The sequence below is a fragment of the Arthrobacter sp. efr-133-TYG-120 genome (genome assembly GCF_030209785.1).
Lineage (GTDB): Bacteria > Actinomycetota > Actinomycetes > Actinomycetales > Micrococcaceae > Arthrobacter.
This window is the reverse complement of sequence record NZ_JARVRI010000010.1, coordinates 221,420-240,640: the sequence shown is the minus strand read 5'-3', so window position 1 is coordinate 240,640 and position 19,221 is coordinate 221,420. Positions and strand designations below refer to the sequence as shown.

General features: G+C 63.7%; 13 protein-coding genes and 1 pseudogene. 2 read left to right on the top strand and 12 right to left on the bottom strand.

All coding sequences use genetic code 11. From position 1 onward, the window contains the following. Positions 1-7: 7 nt before the first annotated feature. From QRN51_RS06850 to QRN51_RS06820, 7 genes and pseudogenes are all read right to left on the bottom strand, one after another. On the bottom strand, positions 8-2,095 hold the full coding sequence (locus QRN51_RS06850) for an ABC transporter permease (protein ID WP_284989186.1): 2,088 nt from the start codon (positions 2,093-2,095) through the stop codon (positions 8-10). After that, complete coding sequence (locus QRN51_RS06845; RefSeq protein WP_284989185.1) at positions 2,092-3,189, bottom strand: quaternary amine ABC transporter ATP-binding protein; 1,098 nt, start codon at positions 3,187-3,189, stop codon at positions 2,092-2,094. Before QRN51_RS06845 ends, QRN51_RS06850 begins: the two co-directional genes overlap by 4 nt. Before the next feature lie 144 nt (positions 3,190-3,333). Beyond that, complete coding sequence (locus QRN51_RS06840) at positions 3,334-4,137, bottom strand: IclR family transcriptional regulator (protein WP_284989184.1); 804 nt, start codon at positions 4,135-4,137, stop codon at positions 3,334-3,336. A 66-nt stretch (positions 4,138-4,203) separates the two neighbouring features. Further along, positions 4,204-5,501: pseudogene (locus tag QRN51_RS06835) on the bottom strand (molybdopterin molybdotransferase MoeA). A 151-nt stretch (positions 5,502-5,652) separates the two neighbouring features. Continuing rightward, entirely contained in the window at positions 5,653-6,870 is a 1,218-nt protein-coding gene (gene fdhA, locus QRN51_RS06830; protein WP_284989183.1) for a formaldehyde dehydrogenase, glutathione-independent, read from the bottom strand. Positions 6,871-7,141: 271 nt separating this feature from the next. Then, on the bottom strand, positions 7,142-7,741 hold the full coding sequence (folE, locus tag QRN51_RS06825; RefSeq protein ID WP_284989182.1) for a GTP cyclohydrolase I FolE: 600 nt from the start codon (positions 7,739-7,741) through the stop codon (positions 7,142-7,144). Then, a complete protein-coding gene (locus QRN51_RS06820) occupies positions 7,738-10,077 on the bottom strand; it encodes an FdhF/YdeP family oxidoreductase (RefSeq protein WP_284989181.1) in 2,340 nt (779 codons plus the stop codon). Before QRN51_RS06820 ends, folE begins: the two co-directional genes overlap by 4 nt. A 190-nt stretch (positions 10,078-10,267) precedes the next feature. Between QRN51_RS06820 and QRN51_RS06815 the strand changes: the two genes are divergently transcribed. Further along, positions 10,268-10,933, top strand: coding sequence for a GntR family transcriptional regulator (locus QRN51_RS06815; RefSeq protein WP_284989180.1), 666 nt, complete (start codon positions 10,268-10,270; stop codon positions 10,931-10,933). Between the two features lie 88 nt (positions 10,934-11,021). On the opposite strand, the gene QRN51_RS06810 is transcribed toward QRN51_RS06815, so the two are convergent. The 4 genes from QRN51_RS06810 to purU all read right to left on the bottom strand — a co-directional run bounded on the left by QRN51_RS06810 (position 11,022) and on the right by purU (position 16,090). Further along, positions 11,022-11,879: a bifunctional 5,10-methylenetetrahydrofolate dehydrogenase/5,10-methenyltetrahydrofolate cyclohydrolase gene (locus QRN51_RS06810; protein ID WP_284989179.1), complete on the bottom strand. Its 858-nt coding sequence runs from the start codon at positions 11,877-11,879 to the stop codon at positions 11,022-11,024. Continuing rightward, complete coding sequence (locus QRN51_RS06805; protein ID WP_284989178.1) at positions 11,876-12,502, bottom strand: cyclodeaminase/cyclohydrolase family protein; 627 nt, start codon at positions 12,500-12,502, stop codon at positions 11,876-11,878. Before QRN51_RS06805 ends, QRN51_RS06810 begins: the two co-directional genes overlap by 4 nt. 119 nt (positions 12,503-12,621) lie before the next feature. Continuing rightward, a complete protein-coding gene (locus QRN51_RS06800) occupies positions 12,622-15,114 on the bottom strand; it encodes a GcvT family protein (RefSeq protein WP_284989177.1) in 2,493 nt (830 codons plus the stop codon). A 61-nt stretch (positions 15,115-15,175) separates the two neighbouring features. After that, a complete protein-coding gene (gene purU, locus QRN51_RS06795; RefSeq protein WP_284989176.1) occupies positions 15,176-16,090 on the bottom strand; it encodes a formyltetrahydrofolate deformylase in 915 nt (304 codons plus the stop codon). Between the two features lie 119 nt (positions 16,091-16,209). On the opposite strand from purU, the gene QRN51_RS06790 reads away from it, so the two are divergent. Then, positions 16,210-16,890 carry a GntR family transcriptional regulator gene (locus QRN51_RS06790; protein WP_059388974.1) on the top strand — a complete coding sequence of 227 codons (681 nt, stop codon included), beginning with the start codon at positions 16,210-16,212 and terminating at the stop codon, positions 16,888-16,890. A gap of 50 nt (positions 16,891-16,940) precedes the next feature. On the opposite strand, the gene QRN51_RS06785 is transcribed toward QRN51_RS06790, so the two are convergent. After that, positions 16,941-19,097 (bottom strand): amylo-alpha-1,6-glucosidase, encoded by a 2,157-nt coding sequence (locus tag QRN51_RS06785; protein ID WP_284989175.1) that lies wholly within the window; start codon positions 19,095-19,097, stop codon positions 16,941-16,943. Positions 19,098-19,221: the final 124 nt, after the last annotated feature.

The window sequence follows — 19,221 nt, the reverse complement described above, 5'->3', positions numbered from 1 at the left end:
CTTTCCTCTATCGGGTGCTGCCGAAGCGGGCAGTGGCGTGTTGGGTGATCCGGTCGAGCATGACTCCGAGCGCGGTGATGGCGATGCCGGCGGCAAGACCCTTTCCGAAGAGCTGGCTCTGGGAGAATCCAGCGACTACGAGATAGCCGAGTCCTCCGCCGCCGACGAGTCCGCCGACGACGACCATGGACAGGACGTAAAGCAAGCCCTGGTTGGCGGCGAGGACTACTGCCGCGCGGGCCATGGGGAGCTGGACCTTCGCGATCATCTGCCACGACGTTGTTCCGAGTGATTCCGCGGCCTCCACGGCAACCGGCGAGACACCTCGGACCCCGTCGGCAACCAGTTTCGTCGCGATGGGCACACCGTAAGCGAACGCGGCGGCGATCGCCGTGAATCGTGTGGGACCGAAGAGGGCGAGGGCCGGTACCAGGTACACGAAGGACGGGATGGTCTGGAAGGCGTCGAGCACGGGTCGGATAACCGAGTCGGCGGGCTTGCTCCGACCCATCCAGACGCCCAGGCAGACAGCGACGATGATCACAACGAACGCGGCTACTAGCGTGGTCGCGAGCGTCTTCATGCTCTCATTCCACAGCCCGCTTCCGAGGATCACGGCTTCGCACACGATCGTGACTGTGGCGGCCCGCCGGCCGGCGAGCACGAACGCGATTCCGAGCAGCGCGAGCGCCATGACCCACCACGGCGACTGTGAGAGCACCGACTGGAGTGGGTCGACGAGAAGTGCGGTGACGGTGTCCCTGAGCCATTCCGTGAAGCCTGAGAACGTGCCGACCGTCCAGTCGGTCGCGGCTGAGACGGCCTTCGCCAGTGGGGTGCCGAGGTCGGGCGAAGCCGGGAACTTCGAGAGTGCAAGATAGATGTGCGAGAGATAGATGGCCACGGCGGCGACGACAGCGCTGGCGATGATAGTGGTCCGACGCATCTGCCGGCCCCCGAATGTGCCGGTCTGACCCACTCCGGACCCGCGCTGCATGCGGGCTTCGATGCCTGAGCGTTCGGAGGCCCTCGTCGTGGTGCGGTCGAGCATGATCGCCATGAGCACGATGGCAAGGCCGGAGACGAACGCCGAGCCGACGTCGAGCGACTGGAGCGCCTGGAGCACCGGAGTGCCCAGTCCCGGGCCATTGATGAGCGCGGCTATGGTGGCCATCGAGAGCGCCGCCATTGTGCACTGGTTGATACCGACCACGATAGTGCGCCGGGCCATGGGAAGTTGCACCTTCACGAGGGCCTGCCAGGGGGTGCTGCCCATGGACGTGACGGCCTCGAGCGTGGCCGGTGAGACCCCTCGGATGCCGTGCTCGGTGATGCGCACCAGCGGGGGCAGCGAGTAGATGATGGTCGTGACAATCGCGGCCGCCGGGCCGATGCCGAAGACGAGTGCGAGCGGTGCCAGGTAGGCGAACGACGGCAGGGTCTGCATGAGGTCGAGCAAGGGTGAGACCGCGGCCGAGACTCGGCGGCTTCGGGCCATGACAATGCCTAGCGGGAGTCCCGCGACTGTGCAGATGCCGACTGCGAAAAACGTGACGATGAGCGTGTCGATGCTTTGTGCCCAGTAGCCGAAGAACCCGAAGAGCAACACGCACACGCCGACGAGGAGCATCGAGCGCACGCCGGCGAACGCCAAGGCCAGCCAGGCGAGGAGCGCGACGACGCCGAGCCAGCCGATCTCCGGCACCGGGCGTCCGTCCGAGGCCTGGCTGAAGATGCCTTGGAGAAAGGTAACGAGCCCATTGATTCCGTCCGTGACCGGCTGGACGATGTGCTGGAACACGAAGGAGTTGGTGCGGGCGCTGTCAAAGGCGTCGCGGACGCTGTTCAGCCAGAGTTGGAAGTCCGTCTTGTCTGCACCGCCCAACTCGAAGGTGTCCACGCCCTTGAGCGTGGCCCAGAGTCCGAGCCAGACGACACCAATGCCCACGAGCGAGACCGGGCGCCAATGACGTCGGCAGAATCCCAGGACAGCAGGACCTCCGGACGGGGTGGCAGGGGTTCGTCCTCCAGGTGAGTTGGAACGCGCGCCCCCGGACCGTCGTCGACGGTTGGCCCGCACTGTGGCGATGCTCACCCGGCACCGCCTTGGTGGGAAGTCGGGGATGGCTCTTCGGCGACGACGACGCGGAGGATATCCTCGTCGTCGACGATGCCGAGGAATTCCTCGCCTTCGAAAACCCTAACGGGGAGCTCCGAGTGGAGGACCTGCCGCGCGGCTTCGCGCACGATGCGGTCGGCCTGCATCACCGGCCCGTCGAGGGCCTCGCCTTCGCGCGGGGGCCGCACCACATAGCGCAGCGTGAGCACATGGGAGCGGGGGACATCCGAGATGAAGTCGCGCACGTAGTCGTCAGCGGGGTTGGCTACGATGTCGGCCGGGGTTCCGATCTGGACGACCTCGCCATCGCGCATGATGAGGATGCGGTCACCGAGCTTGAGGGCCTCCTGGAGGTCGTGGGTGATGAAGACCATCGTCTTCCCCACCTCCTCGTGCAGGCGACGGACCTCGTTCTGCATGTCGCGGCGGATGAGCGGGTCAAGGGCGGAGAACGGCTCGTCGAAGAGCAGGACCTGCGGGTCCACGGCGAGTGCCCGGGCAAGGCCGACGCGCTGCTGCATGCCGCCGGAGAGCTGGTCGGGGAACGAATTCTCGTACCCGGTCAGGCCGACGAGGTCGACCATGTCCTGGGCTCGGGCGCGGCGCTGGGACTTGCCCTCCCCGCGGACTTCGAGGCCGTAGGCGACGTTGTCGATCACCTTGCGGTGCGGGAGCAGGCCGAACTGCTGGAACACCATCGCCATGTGGTTCCGGCGCATAGCCCGGAGGCGGGCCTTGCTCGCGCGGATAACGTCTTCGCCGCCGATCGTGACGCTTCCCGCCGTCGGCTCGATCAGTCGGGTGAGCAGGCGAACGAGAGTCGATTTGCCGGAGCCGGAGAGTCCCATGACCACGAAGACCTCCCCAGGGGCCACCGCGAACGAGACGTTCCTGACGGCCGCGACACAGCCGGTCTTGCTTTGGAGCTCCTTGCGCGAGAGGTGCTCGGCTGGGGTGCCGATGATCTCGTCAGACTTCTGGCCGAAGATCTTCCATAGTCCATCGACCTTGAGCGCGGACTCAGTCGCGTTGGAGCCGGGGGTCTCTTCTATCGCAGTGTGCGTGCTCATGCTCTTCTGCTCTTTCCGCCATCACTACCCCCTTTATTGATGATGCATCCGCAGTGCTTGGCTGTCACGAAAAGTCGGAGACGCTATTTCGTCCTCCTGGGCCCCTGACCCTTTACTGATGACCCGGCGCCCCAGTGCCCGGGGTCATCGGTGCGTGTAGCCCATTTGCACGCTGATCCGGATTCCGGCCTGACGAAGTGCGTCAATAAGTCCAGGGATCTTCTGCGGGTCAAAGCGGAACGCGGGTCCGGAGATGCTGACGGCTCCGATGACGGTTCCCAAGTGGTTGTAGATCGGAACCGCAATCGCGTTCAGGCCGATTTCCAGTTCCTCGCGTGTCTCCGCATACCCGTCGTGGGCCACATCGATCAGCTGCTTCTCGAGGTCTTCCCGATTGGTGATAGTGCGGGGAGTCCTGGCATGAAACCCGGCTTCCGTCAGGATGCGGTCCCGTTCGTCGGCGGACAGTGCAGCCAATAAAACCTTCCCGCTCGAGGTGGCATGGAGCGGCGTCAAGCCGCCCACCCAGTCATAGGTGGCCAACGACGACGGTCCCATGGCCTGATCCACGTTGACGGCATAGTTCGAGCGCAGGACAGCGAGGTTCACAGTCTCCTTGAACTCCTCCGCAAGACTCTCCAACACGGGCCGGGCCTCGCGGACCAAGCTGAGCCGGCCGGGAATCGAGCTGGCAAGCCGCAGGATGCCAAAGCCCAGCTGGTACTTTCCCCGGTCGCTGTTCTGGTGGACCATCTCCCGGCTCACCAATGAGCCGAGCAGTCGAGAGACCGAGGATTTGTGGATGCCGATTTCCTCGGCGATTTCGCTCACCCCCGCGTGTCCGTCACGGGAAAGGATTTCGAGGATCTGGAGGGCGCGGTCAACAGATTGCACGCCACCGGGCTGCCCGTTTCCGCCCTTTTCGGAGTCAAAGTCAATCGTGGCCATGAGCCATACCTACGTCTTTCTGCGGCGAAACAAGAGGCTGGAACTTCCCCCTTGTTTCTCTAAATCCTAGACCGGAACCACAGAGGCATTGAACGGGTGGCTTCCCGCCGATCCGGCGGTCAGGGTTTGGGTCCACGGGAGCGGCAATGCGGGAACCGGGTCCCCTGCCCGCGCGCCGCTGGGAGGCGCCGCCAGGACACCGTCGGCCAAGGCGAGGCCCCTCATCATTCCCGGGCCAGTGTGATGGGTGGGGTATGCCAGACCGTTGTCGAAGCGGAAGGGCATGAGGCGGGTGCGACCCGGATCAGGGTCAATTGCGGTACCGGAGGTTACCTGGCCGAGGTTCGGGAGCGGACGGTGTCCTAGTGCCGCGATCATGGGCGCCGCAATGGTCATCAGCGCCATCATGGCGGCCAGAGGGTTTCCAGGCAGTCCGATGACGAAGCGCCCGTCCGGCAGTTCGGCCAGTACCGCGGGATGTCCGGGACGCATTGCGATGCCATCCAGCAGCAGCCTCCCGCCTAGCGCGGCTATGGCGTTGCGGAAGTGGTCCGTTCCGGAGCGGCCGGTTCCGCCTGTGGTGATGACGACGTCGGGCCGCTCCACCGGGCGGCTGCCCGTATCGCTGAGGGCGGCGAGCCACTCGTGATATGAGTCCCCGATTCTTCGCTGTCCCGCCGGGACGCCTCCCAGCATTGCCAGCACCGTGCCCAGTTGCGGGCCGAATGCGTCCCTGACCTGACCCGGCCCGGGCAGCCCGGAGGTCACCACTTCCGCGCCCGTCAACAGGATCGTGACTCGTGGCTTGCCAAAGACGTGCAGCTCGTCGTGGCCGGCGATCGCGGCAAGGGCGATATGGGCGGCATTGAGCACGGTGCCTGCGGGGATCAGCATTTCGCCTGCAGCGGCTTCCTCGCCTGCTTGGCGGATATGCTGGCCGCTTCGCGGTTCGCCGGGCCTTGCTTCGGAGCCGAGGGTCAGAGCGGGCACGCCCGCCATGTCATCGCTTGTCCGGCCACTTTCACGGCGTAATACGGCGTCGGTACCGGCAGGCACCAGTCCGCCGGTGGCTATGGGGCTGGCACGGTGCGGTGCCAGCGGTTGGCCCGGTTTCACCAAGGTCCAGGGTCCGCTGCCGCTGACGGCCCAGCCGTCCATGGCCGAGGACGCGTAGTGCGGTAGGTCTTGGCTCGTTGTGACGGCCCGGGCAAGCGTGCGTCCGATGGTTTCGCCAGGGGCACGGGCAGCGCCGGGATGGGGTCGGCACAATCGAATGCCAATCGGCGGGCCTCAGACCAGCTCGTCGCGGACTTCCCGACGGCCGGTCGACCCGAAGGCCGACGCTGTTCACCGCTGCGATCGATTAAATCGTGAGCAGGCAAGCCTTGCCCCTTATCTGAAGGCTTTCCGAATGGGATGCTGCTCGCCGGGAACGGCGTTAAGGCACCTTCTTGGCCCTTAACGCCGTCCCTTCGGGGAGCAAACGAGCCAGACCAGGCCCGTAAAACGCGGCGCCTAGGCCTTGACGTAACCGTTGGGGTTCAGCACGTACTTCGTTGCGGCTCCCGCATCGAACTCGGCGTACCCGCGGGGTGCGTCCTCCAACGCGATGGCCTTGGCGTTGACGGCTTTGGCGATCTGGACTTTGTCGTGCAGGATCGCCATCATCAGTTGCCGGTTGTACTTCATCACGGGGCACTGGCCTGTGGTGAAGGACAGGGATTTGGCCCATCCCGTGCCGAGGGAGAGTGAGAGGGAACCATGCTGGGCAGCGTCGTCGATTCCACCTGGATCGCCAGTGACGTACAGGCCGGGTATGCCCAAGGCACCTCCAGCGGCCGTGATGTCCATGAGGGAATTCAGCACGGTGGCCGGCGCTTCGTGCGAGGCGTCCTTGCCGTGTCCGCGGGCTTCGAATCCGACGGCGTCGACGCCGCAGTCCACTTCCGGGACGCCGAGGATCTGCTCGATTTGGTCCTTCGGGTCGCCCTTGGAGACATTGACGGTTTCGCAACCGAATGACCTGGCCTGGACGAGGCGGTCTTCGTTGATGTCACCGACAATGACCACTGCTGCGCCGAGCAGTTGCGCTCCGGCGGCCGCCGCCAGGCCGACCGGGCCTGCGCCTGCGATGTAGACGGTAGAGCCGACCCCGACCCCGGCCGTGACTGCTCCGTGGAAGCCGGTGGGGAAAATGTCCGAGAGCATGGTCAAGTCCATGATCTTCTCCAAGGCCTGTTCCCGGTCCGGGAACCTAAGCAAGTTCCAGTCCGCATAAGGCACCAGAACATAATCGGCCTGGCCTCCGACCCATCCGCCCATGTCGACGTAGCCGTAGGCGCTGCCTGGCCGGTCCGGGTTGACGTTCAGGCAGATGCCGGTCTTGCGTTCCTTGCAGTTCCGGCAGCGGCCACAGGAGATGTTGAAAGGCACCGATACGATGTCGCCGACCTTGATGAATTCCACATCCGGGCCAACTTCCACCACTTCGCCGGTGATCTCATGACCGAGGACCAGGTCCCGCGGTGCGGTGGTGCGGCCGCGCACCATGTGCTGGTCGGAACCGCAGATGTTTGTGGTCACGGTGCGCAGGATCGCTCCGTGGGGCACCTTCCGGCCGACATTGGCTGGGTTGACGCCGGGGCCGTCCTTGAGCTCGAACGTCGGGTAGTCGGTGTCAATGATCTCGACTACGCCAGGTTCCTTGTATGCGACTGCTCTGTTTCCTGACATGGACACTCCTAAGGGCCATTTCATGGTGTTTTGATTCAGTGGTTGGACGTTCGCTGAAACAGTTGCCAACGGTTGCCCGTTGCCCGTAAGCGGTGCTCCGGCGCTTACCTCCCCAGGCATTCAGGCAACCGAAGCACCGCTTACGGGAAACGCGATTCCCCAAGACCGGTTCAGGGGATGAGAGAGGCAACCACGCTGATATGTCGTTCTTAGATTAAAGATATATCAGAAATATGTTACGTGAGCCGAACGGGTCATGTCCAGAGGTTTTTCAGCGGCCGAGTATGAGGCTCAGTGCTTCTGCGCGGGCGGCCAGCAGCCGGAGCTCGCCCCGCACCGCGGAGGTGATGGTCTTTGACCCTGGTTTTCTGATGCCCCGCATGGACATGCACAGGTGTTCACACTCGACGACGACGATCGCACCGAGGGGTCGAAGCGAAGTGACCAGGGCATCAACCACCTGCGTCGTGAGCCGCTCCTGAACTTGGGGCCTTCGAGCGAAGGTGTCCACCAGTCGGGCGAGCTTGCTCAGCCCCGTGACGAATCCATCCGGGGAGGGGATGTATCCGACGTGGGCTACGCCGTGGAACGGGACCAGGTGATGCTCGCAGGTCGAGTAAAAGGGTATGTCCTTGACGATGACGAGTTCTTCATGGCCAAGGTCAAACGTCTTGTCCAGCACGGCGAGGGGGTCTTCGTGGGGGCCGCCGTACATTTCCGCCGCTGCGCGGGCGACGCGCGCGGGGGTCTCAACCAGGCCGGGCCTGTCCGGGTCTTCGCCAACGGCCAGGAGGAATTCCCGGACGGCCCGTTCCACCCGCGGACGGTCAACCCCTGGGAAGGGACACCGCAACCGCGCCCCGGCTGTCACCCATGGCTGCCTGCGCCTGCCGGCTCGAGGCGGACAATGACTGACTTTGACGTCGGGGTTCCGCTGATGTCGGCTACCGAGTCCAGCGGTACGAGGACGTTGGTCTCCGGGTAGTAGGCGGCTGCGCAGCCCTTTGGCGTCGAATAGGAAACGATGCGGAAATTCTCCGCCCGTCGCTCGGTACCCCGGAATTCGGATACCAGGTGAACCATGTCGCCGTCCTCGAAACCAAGTTCGGACACATCGGATTCGTTCACGAGGACCACCCGGCGGCCGCCGTGAATGCCGCGGTAGCGGTCGTCCTTGCCGTAGATGGTGGTGTTGTACTGGTCGTGGGAGCGCAGCGTCTGGAGGATGAGGCGGCCCTCCGGGACGCGGAGGTACTCCAAGTGGTTCGCCGTAAAGTGGGCCTTGCCGGAAGCGGTGTCGAATTCCCGGGCATCCCGGGGCCGGTGGGGGAGAACGAAGCCTCCCGGGTTCTGGATCTTCTCCTCAAAATTTTCGAAGCCGTCGAGTACCGCTTCGATGTGTTTCCTGATCAGTGAATAGTCGTCCCTGAGCGCGAGCCAGGCGGCCTTCGGCGTGTTCGGCAGGGGGTGGCCGTCGCTGTCCGTGAAGAGCCGGTGGGCCAGGTTGCAGACGATCGCCACTTCGGACATCAAGTGCTCACTTGCGGGCTTGAGGCGTCCACGGGACGCGTGAACGGCACTCATGGAATCCTCCACCGTTACCCTTTGATCACCTGTCCGCTGCGTGTCCCTCTCGGTGCGTCCGAGCGTGGGAAGGATCAGGGCGCGCCGCCCCGTTGCCAGGTGGGAATGGTTCAATTTTGTGGAGATCTGGACCGTAAGGCGAGTGTTGGCCAGCGATTGCTCCGTGATCTCAGAGTCGGGGGCCGCCCGCACAAAGTTGCCGCCCATCCCGATGAAAACCCGGACCTTGCCGTCCCGCATCGCCCTGATGGCTGCGACGGTATCGTAGCCGTGGGCCCGGGGGGAGCGGAACTGGAACTCCTGGTCCAGCCTGTCGTGGAACTTCTCCGGCATTTGCTCGAAAATGCCCATGGTGCGGTCGCCCTGGACATTGGAATGCCCGCGGACGGGGCAGACTCCGGCCCCCGGCTTGCCGATGTTGCCCTGAAGAAGGAGGACATTGACGACGTCGCGGAGCGTAGGCACGGAATGCTTGTGCTGTGTGAGGCCCATGGCCCAGCAGACAATGGTTGCTTTCGAAGCCAGGAGACGCTCACCGGTGGCCTTGATCTGTTCCATCGTCAGCCCGGTCGCTTCGAGGATGTCCTCCCATGCCACGTCTTCCAGTTGCTTCACATAGGCATCGAGGCCGACGGTGTGTTTGCTGATGAAGTCATGGTCGAACACGGTGCGCAGGCCCGGGCTGGTCCTTCCGGCACTTTCGGCCTCCAGCAGGTATTTGCCCAGTCCCTGGAAGAGCGCCTGATCGCCTCCGGCCCTGATTTGCAGGAAGTCGTCGGTCAGTTCGGTGCCAACCATCATGCCAACCACGTTCTGCGGGTTTTCGAATTTGAGCAGTCCGGCTTCGGGAAGTGGGTTCACGGACACGATAACCGCACCGTTTTTCTTGGCCTTCTCCAGCGAGCTGAGCATGCGCGGGTGGTTCGTGCCTGGATTTTGGCCGGCAACGAAGATCAGCGACGCTGTTTCCACGTCTTTGAGGCTCACGGAGCCCTTGCCGATGCCGATGGTCTCGACGAGGGCCGAACCGGAGGATTCGTGGCACATGTTGGAACAGTCCGGAAGGTTGTTGGTCCCGACGCCGCGCACGAGGAGCTGGTAGGCGAAAGCCGCCTCGTTTGACGTCCGGCCGGAGGTGTAAAACACCGCCTGGTCCGGGCTGTCCATGTCCCTGATCTCCTGTGCGATCAGCTCCAGGGCATCATCCCACTCGACGGGCCTGTAGTGCGTCGCGCCCTCGTCCAGGAGCATCGGATGCGTCAGACGCCCCTGCTGTCCCAGCCAGTAGTCGTCCCGTGTCTTCAGTTCAGCTACGGAATGCGATGCGAAGAACTCCGGCGTGACCCGGCGGCGTGTGGCTTCTTCCGCGACGGCCTTCGCGCCGTTCTCGCAGAACTCGGCCGTATGCCGTTTGTCGTGCTCCGGCCAGGCGCAGCCCATGCAGTCGAACCCGTCTACTTGGTTGACCGCCAGCAATGTTTGGACGCTGCGCAGTGGGCCCATCTGCTCGAGGGAGATCTTCAGCGCATTGGTGACGGCCGGGAGGCCCACGGCCTTCGACTTGGGTTTGGTGACAGTCAGCTTCGACTCGTCGATATTTTCACGGGGGGCTCTTGAGGCCATGGGCTTTTCCTTCAGATCTTGGCCGGATAGAGAGGTCTGGCGGTGAGGAGGAGGAAGTCCGTGACATTCTTATCCCGCGCATATTGATATATCAGTTGTAGGGATACTATGTTCACGGAGCCGGTGAGTCAAGGGCGCCGTCACCGAACAGGAAGGATCAGACGTGGAGAGCAGCGGCAAGTTATCGGTCATGGGGGAGTCGGAAGTGCCTGCGAGGCAGGATGACGAGTCCTATGCCGAGTATGCGTACCGGGTGCTGTGTGATGAGCTGATCGTCCTTGATATCAAGCCCGGGGAGCCCTTGAATGATGACCTGATCTCGCGTCGGCTTGGTGTGGGAAGAACGCCTATCCGGGAAGCCATGAAGAGGCTGGAAAGCGACCACCTGGTGGTGGCCTATCCACGCAGGGGAACCTTTGCCGCGGGCGTGGATATTACGGACCTTGCCGAAATCTCCGAGATTCGTCAGCTCTTGGAGCCTGCGGCATCTGCACGTGCCGCTCGAATGGCATCGGACCGGACGCGGCAGGAGCTAAGGGAGCTTGCCCGGGAGGTTCGGCAGCTCTTGGCCGGCCACCTGGCACAGCGGGACCTCATGCGCTTGGACATGCGAGTGCACCGCAGCATCTACCGGGCGACTGGCAGCCGGCATCTGGAGGATGTCCTGATTCGCTGTGACAACCTGGCGACCCGTATCTGGAGTCTCGTACTGGAGAAGCTCCCGCCGGTTTCCGAACACATTGCCCAGCACGTGGAGCTGCTTGAATACATTGCGGATGGCGAGGCAGAAGCGGCTGCAGACCTGACCGCCAAGCACGTTACCGACTTCGAGAACCTGATCCGGGCGGTCCTCTAGCAAGACTGAGCGTCCCGGATGCCCGGCGCCGTTCCCTTCGGCGGCCGGGCATGGTTTTGCCCTTTGTGTCAGCCGACAGGTCCAGGGATCAAAGAGCGCGCGACTGTTCACGGGCGGCCTCGGCGGTGTGTAGAAGCAACAGTGCGGTCGTCACCGTTCCGACGCCGCCGGGAACGGGCGTCACTGCTGCCGCGACGCCAAGCACGCTGGCTTCGTCCACGTCCCCGACGAGGGATCCGTCGGCAAGGACGTTCGTGCCGACGTCGATCACTATCGACCGGGAGGAAACATGGGCGCCCGTGAGCAGGCCGGTCCGCCCGGCTGCGACGACAACGACGTCGGCAGTCTCCGTGTATCTCTCGAGCGGACCCGACTTGGAATGGCAGACGGTGATGGCGGCGTCGCGTTCCAGGAGGAGCAGTGAAAGCGGTTTGCCCACGACGGCGGAACGGCCGATGACGACGACGTTCCGGCCCGCCACCGGGATGTCGTAGTGGTCGAGGATCTCGACGACGGCCCGGGCGGTAGCAGGTGCGAAGGCGGGTTGCCCCACGGCCAGCCGGCCGAGGCTGAGCGGGTTCGCGCCGTCGATGTCCTTCTCTGGTGCGATGTGGCTGACCAGGGAATCCGTCCCGACCCCGGCGGGCAGGGGCGTCTGCAGGATGATTCCGTTGACGGACGGATCCGCGCTGAGGTCTTTCAGGACGCTGGCCAGGACGTGCTCTGTGGCGCCAGGGCCAAGGTCGACAATCCGGCAGCCGATGCCCGCGCGGTCGGCTGCACGTTCAATGGAGCGGACGTACCAATGCGTGGACTCGTCGTCGGTTGCCACCACCACTGCGAGGACCGGGCGCGCTCCTTCGTTTTCGAGCTTCATTGCCTCATCCCGGGCTCTCTGCTGGATGACTGCTGCCAGCGGCTTGCCGGAAAGAAGGGTGGCGCTCAACCGAGGATCCTTTCGCGTACGCGCTTCACGAGCGCGTCTGCCGCCAGGACGACCTTCTCTTCGATCCCGTCGGTCTGCTGGGCAAGCCCGGTCCGGGTAACGCCGTCCTTGATGGCCACAATATTGATGTCAATGTTCACCCGTGCCGTGCTGGCAGCTGCGCGGGCGGCATCCGCGGCGGCTGCGACGTCGCTGATCACGTTGGCATTTGCGACGTCGAACAGTTCCGTGGCCAGTTCGACGACGGCTCCTGAGACCTTGACCAGTTGTGCCGGGGTCTGCGCTGCGTGAATGAGGGCAGCTTGGATGGCGGCCGACCGCGCTTCGTTGGAGGCCTCCGTCCCGGAGGGCAGCTTGTAGGAATCGATGACCCCTTGGAAGGCTAGTTCGTCGGCTTCCGCAAGTCGCAGGGCTTCGTCTACAAGTTCGTCCGCGGCCGCGATGATCCTTGAGACAAATGCGGCGTGTTGCTCGTATTTGGCGCCCGTCGTGTACCTGGCGACCATTGCAACGAGGGCGGCACCTTGGGCGGCGTGAAGCGCAGCGGCCGCGCCTCCGCCGGGGGTCGGCTCACGTGAAGCAAGCCTGGTGAGGTAATTGTTGATTGTTTCTGAACTGATCATGGGTCTTCCTGTTGTGTGTCTTCCTAGGCAGGGGCGGCAGAAGAGTCGGAAAGACAGCGGCCCGGACTCTGGTTGCGAGGATGAGTCCGGGCCGCGTGCCTTTGGATGCCGGGCCGGTCTTAGCCTCGGAGCCTGGTCATCGTGGGGTCGTACAGCGGATCGGCCGTGACCGTTGCCTCGATGCGCCGTCCGAAGTACTCGATCTCGACGGAGTCACCCAAGGAGACGCCGGAAGGGAGGTACGCGTAGGCGATCGGCTTGGCAACGGTGTAACCATAGGCGGCGCTGGTGATGTAACCGACCGCCTGGTCCTTATAGAAGACCGGTTCCTTGCCCAGGACGACGCTGCGTCCGTCGTCGACGGTCAGGCAGCGCAAGCGGCGGGCGGAGTTTTCCTCGGTTCGCCCTTCCAGAGCGGCTTTGCCGACGAAGCTGTCCTTGGCCATCTTCACGGCGAATCCGAGGCCTGCTTCGAGGGGGTCGTGCTCAGTGGTCATGTCGGTGCCCCATGAGCGGTAGCCCTTTTCAAGCCGGAGCGAGCTGAAGGCGGCCCGGCCCGCCGCGATGACACCGAAGGGCTGCCCTGCCTTCCACAGTGCGTCCCAGAGGCGCTGGCCGTTGTCCGCGCTGGTGTAAAGCTCCCAGCCGAGCTCGCCGACGTATGAAAGGCGCATGGCGGTGACGTTGACTCCGCCGATGACGACATTCTTGGCCCGGAAGTAACGGAGACCGTCGTTGGAGAAATCGTCGCTGCTGACGGTGCTGATGAGGTCCCGGGCGAGGGGGCCCCAGAGACCGATGCAGCAAGTGCCGCCCGTCGTGTCACGTACCTGGACCCAGTCGCTGGCGGAGCCGCTTTCGGTCTGGTGGCGCGCGGCCCGGTCAAAGTAGGCGGTGTCGATGTTTCCGTTGGCCCCGAGCTGGAACCTGTCTTCGCTCAGGCGGGCCACCGTGATGTCGCTTCGGATACCGCCTGCGTGGTCCAGCAGGAGAGTGTAGGTCACTGCACCTGGCTTTTTGTCCAGGTCCGCGGTGGTGAGCTCTTGGAGCAGCTTGAGTGCTCCGGGGCCGGAGACCTCGAGGCGCTTTAGCGGTGTCATGTCGTACATGGCCACCGCGGTGCGGGTCTTCCACGCTTCGGCGGCGGCGATGGGCGAGCTGAACATTCCGGACCAGGCATCGCGGGCCGGGGGCTGCCATTCGGCCGGCATTTCCTTCAGCAGTTCGGCGTTGGCCTCGAACCAGTAGGGGCGTTCCCAGCCGCCGGATTCGAGGAAGAATCCTCCCAGTTGCTTGTGGCGGGCGTGGAACGGGCTGACGCGGAGGTTGCGGGGGGAGAGCTTGGGCTGGAGCGGGTGCAGGACGTCGTAGATTTCCACGAAGTTCTGCTGGGACGTTTCGCTGACGTATTCGGGGGTGAGCTGGACGTCTTCGAAGCGGTGGATGTCGCATTCGCCCAGGTCGATCTGGGACTTGCCCGTGGTCAGCAGTTCGGCAACAGCGCGGGCAACGCCGGCCGAGTGGGTGACCCACACGGCTTCGGCGACGAAGAAACCATCGAGCTCCTTTGATTCGCCCACCAGCGGGCCGCCGTCGGGGGTGAAGGAGAAGATGCCATTGAAGCCATCTTCGATGTCGCTTTCCGCCAGCGCCGGAAGCAACTGCTTGGTCGCCTCCCAGGCCGGGAGGAAGTCCTCGAGGGTGAAGTCAAGGCGGGAAGGCATGTTGTGTTCGCTGATGCTGTCCGGCGCGTAGCTGCCGAGTTCCTCGACGTCCACCGGCATGGGGCGGTGGGCGTAGGAGCCAATGCCATAGCGGTCGCCGTGCTCGCGGTAGTAGAGGTCCTGGTCCTGGTGGCGCAGGATGGGCAAGGAAGCGCCGTTGGGTAGTTCGTTCCGGCCCTGCTGTGCCGGTACGGGAGTTGTCGTGACGTATTGGTGGGCCAAGGGCAGGAGGGGAACGGACATGCCGATCATTTCGCCAATCTTGGCGCCCCAGAATCCTGCGCAGGAGACAACGATGTCCGCAGGGATGACACCGTCGGAGGTACGGACTCCGGTGACCCGGCGCCCGGATTGCTCGATCCCGGTCACGGTCGTGGAGCCACGGTACTCCACCCCGGCTGCCTCAGTGCGCTTGATCAGCAATTGGACGGCGCGGGCGGCGCGGGCCAGCCCGTCGCTAGGTACATGGAGGCCTCCAAGGATGTCTTCCTCGTTGATGAGCGGGTAGAGCTCCTTGCACTCGTCGCGGGAAAGGATCTTGCCTTCGATTCCCCAGGATGCGGCGTAGCCGAGCTTGCGTTTGAGGTCGGCGAGCCGGGTCTCCGTGGTGGCGACTTCCAGGCCGCCTACCTGGTTGAAGCAACTGACGCCGTCCTCGGTCAGCGACAGGAGCTTTTCCACCGTGTACTTGGCGAAAGCTGCCATGGTCTTGGAGGCGTTGGTCTGGAAGACCAGCCCCGGGGCGTGGGACGTGGAGCCCCCGGGCATGTTCAACGGTCCCTGGTCCAGGACAGTGATGCTGTTCCAGCCGCGGGCGACCAGTTCATCTGCCAGGTTGGTGCCGACGATCCCAGCTCCGATGATGACTATGCGTGGCGTCGATGCCATGTGGTTTCTCCTGCTATTTCTCGTGGTTGGGCTACTGCTGCTGCTTGTTGTCGGGCGTCGGCTAGCGGAAGACGACGGTGCTGGTTTGGTTCAACAGCACGCGGTGTTCGCAATGCCACCGCACGGCCCGGGAGAGCGCGAGTGCTTCGGCGTCCTGCCCGACCGTGGAAAGGGCAGTCGGCCCATAGCTGTGGTCTACGCGGATGACTTCCTGTTCGATGATCGGTCCCTCATCAAGATCCGCGGTGACATAGTGTGCCGTGGCACCCACCAGCTTGACGCCGCGGTCGTACGCCTGGTGGTAAGGACGCGCGCCCTTGAAGCCTGGCAGGAATGAGTGGTGGATGTTGATCGCCCTGCCCTCCAGGGCGCGGCTCAGCTCGTCGGACAAAACCTGCATGTAGCGGGCGAGAACCACCAAATCGATGTTGTACTCGTCAACCAGTTCGAGAAGGCGCCGTTCCGCATCCGCCTTGGTGTCCGGCGTCACCGGAATGTGTACGAATGGAAGCCCGGCAGCCTCGGCCATGGCCCGGTGGGTTTCGTGATTGGAAACTACCAGCACCAGGTCCCCGCCCAGGCTGCCCCCACGCCAGCGGAAAATCAGGTCGTTCAGGCAGTGCCCGAACTTTGACACCATGACCAGGACGCGCTGCTTAGTCTCGTCATGGAATCCGAACTTCATGTCAAAACGGTCGGCGATCGCCCGGAACTCTTCCTCGAGCGCGTCCGGTGAGTACTCCGGGGATCCGGAAAACGCCGTGCGCAGGTGCAGGGTCTGGCGGAGTCCGTCGTCGAACTGCTGGTGCTCTTCGATGTTGAATCCCCGTTCGAACAGGAACGTCGTGACCGCCTGGACGATGCCGGCGCGTTCAATGCACGACAATGTGAGCACGAACCTCCGCGAACGGTCGTCTTCAGAGGCACTCGCCTGCGGAAGTGTGCTTTTTATTGGAGTGGTCTCCACGAGCGTCATGTCTCCTCCTTAAGATATATTATCGGTTCGATAACTGATATATCAGATTGGGATATAGCGTATACTGGAGTTCGAGTGAGGTCAATAGTCCGCTTGGCTGGACGCGAAAGGTCGGTACCGTGGTATTTGAAGCGCTGGCAGCGGTGGATGCCGCCGGTCCGAGATCCCTGGCGGAAGTGGCCTACGAGCGGATACGCGACAGGCTCCTGACGCTGGACATCAAGCCGGGTGACTTGGTGAACGACGACGTGCTGGCGAGGGACCTTGGCATCGGGCGCACTCCTGTGAGGGAAGCGTTGAAGCGCCTCGAGTTGGACCGTCTGGTCATCAGCTATCCACGCAGGGGAACTTTCGCCACGCGCGTAGAGGTGACCGATCTGGCGTTCATTTCGGAGATTCGCGCCCAGCTCGAACCGCTGGCGGCCGCGCGGGCGGCTCGGGTTGCAACACCGGCAGCCAGGGAGAACTTGCGCTCCGTGATGCGTGCAGTCGAGTCATTCGAGGTCGACGGCGCCTCCGTGGTGGAGACACTGCGCCTTGATGCCCGTGTGCATCAGGGGATCTATGCGGCAGCGGCAAATCCCCACCTCGAAGATGTGCTGATCCGCTACGACAACCTGGCGACACGGATCTGGTGCATGGTGCTCGATCGCCTGCCGGATCTTTCCCGCCACGTGCATGAACACCTCGACCTTCTTGGCGCCGTGATCGACGGCGACGAGGCCAGGGCTGCGGAACTGGCGCGACTTCACGTAGACGGCTTCGAAAAGGCGGTCCGTTCAGCGCTGTTTGCTGCGTAGGAAGAACGCCCTCCTCCGATGTCCAAGCTGGAGTGATCGTGGTGGGAACGCTATTTGTCCGGATGCAGTTTGGCTTGCTCCACGAGATCGCTGATCCACGGCCGTTGCCCGCGGTGCAGTACCAGGCCTTCCGGTACGCCCTGAACGGAGGCTGCTGAACCGGATATGTCGATGGTGATCCGGCCGGAGCCCATAGGGGCGTTCGTGATGTGAAGTTCGCCGTAGGAATCCGGCAGCACAGGGTCCAACCAAAGCCCCCCTTGGGAAATGTGTGCGTCGTAGCGCATCAGGCTGGTCACCAGCAGGATCGGTGTGGTGGCGGCCCAGGCCTGTGGGGAACAAGCCGTGGGATAGGGTACCGGTTCGGCGAACTGGTCGCGGCCGAAGCCGCAGAACAGCTCGGGCAGCCGCCCGCCCGAGTATTCGGCCGCCTCCAGCAGTGCCGTGGCTATCCGCTGTGCCTCTTCGACAAACCCATACCGGAGCAGCCCTGCCACAATAAGCGCGTTGTCGTGGGGCCAGACCGATCCGTTGTGATAGCTGGCAGGGTTATACGCCCGCATGTCGCTGGCGAGGGTCCGTATTCCCCATCCGCTGAACATCTCCGGGGACATCAGATGCTCCACCATTTGTGGCGCCTTGTCCTCATCCACAAGGCCGAACCAGAGGCAGTGGCCCATATTGGAAGCGCAGGCATCCACCGGCCGCTTATCGCGGTCCAGCGCGACGGCGTAGTACCGCTTGTCCGGCAGCCAGAACTGTTCGTTGAACCGCCGCTTCAGCGTCGCGGCCCGGTCCCGAAGTTCGGCTGCCAAGGCGAGGTCGCCGGCGTCGTACGCCATCCAGGAGCGCGCCACGTATGCGCCGTGGACGTAAGCCTGGACCTCGCAAAGGGCGATCGGCGGTTCCGCCAGGGTTCCATCGGCGAAGTTGATGCCGTCCCAGGAGTCCTTCCATCCCTGATTGACCAACCCATGATCGTTGAGGCGCTTATACTCGACAAAACCGTCCCCATCCCGGTCCCCGTATTCGCGGATCCACTCCAAGGCGCGGTCAGCGTTGGGCAGAAGGGCGTCGATGGTCTCTCTGTCAAAACCCCAGCGGCTGACGGATCCCAGGACCACCACGAACAGTGGGGTTGCGTCGACGCTTCCGTAGTAGGCGGATTTGCCGCCCAGCGCCAGTCCGGTGGAAACATCGAGCCTCACCTCGTGGAGGATCTTGCCGGGCTCCTCTTCGCTCATCGCGTCCACGACGGTGCCCTGGCGGTCAGCCAGGGTCTTCAGAGTGCCCAATGCAAGGGAAGGATCCACTGGAAGCGACATTTCCGAAGCCCAGAGCGAGTCGCGACCGAACAGGGTCATGAACCAGGGCGCTCCGGCGGCGACGACCACCCGTTCAGGATGGCCAGGGTCCTCGATTCTCAGCGCTCCCAAGTCGTCGTAGCTTCGCCGCAGAGTCCGCTGGATGGAACGGTTGCCCATCTGCAGTGCCGGAATCTTCGCCACCCACTCTTGACGGCGCCGGTCACTCGGAGACATTTCGCCAGGCGCCGGATGGACAAATGGGGCCTCGGGGCGTGCGCTGTTGCCCGTGGGCACAACATTCAATCGAGTACTCCACTGCCCATAGGGCGGAACGACTATCTCAAATATCAGCCCTTCAGGTGTGGCTTTGGCCCCATCCGCCTTGACGACGACGCCCTTCCGGACGTCGTGCCATGTGGCCTGGATTTCCAGGGCGTCGCCGTCGTGACCGCGTGTTTCCGCCCAGCGACGGTGGATTCGTGCCTCTTTCACTTCGAACAAGTCGGCGAAGTCCGCTTCGACGGCCAGCACAATCTGGCATTCAACGGGCTTCGTCGAGTAGTTGCGGATGGTGATCCGTTCCCGGATCCCTGCCCCCACCTCACGCAGCCGTTCCACGATCAATGGACTGTCCGCATACCCATCCGAGAGTTGCAGGCGGCCAGCGAAGAGGGCCCGGTACGGTTCCTTCGTCTCGGCAGCCAAGGGTTCGAGGGGCTGGCCGTTGATGGTTAGGTTCCAGCGGGAAAGGATGCGGGTATCCAGGTGAAAGACCCCGTGTGGGAGTTCGGGATGGATGTCTCCATTGGCCGATGAAATGCAGAAGGACGATCCTTCAACCAAAGTCACTGTGCCTGACCCAAGGGGTCCAGCCGCCGTGTCGGCATTCCATCCAGCCACTGCCGGCTCCTTCTTACGAATGCACTCCTGGGCCGCCCGGGGCGCGGGTGGACCTTTGCTGCTCCCGTGTGGATGTAACCGACGCTACGCCCGTCGTGGACCGTACGCCAGAGACGATTTACCT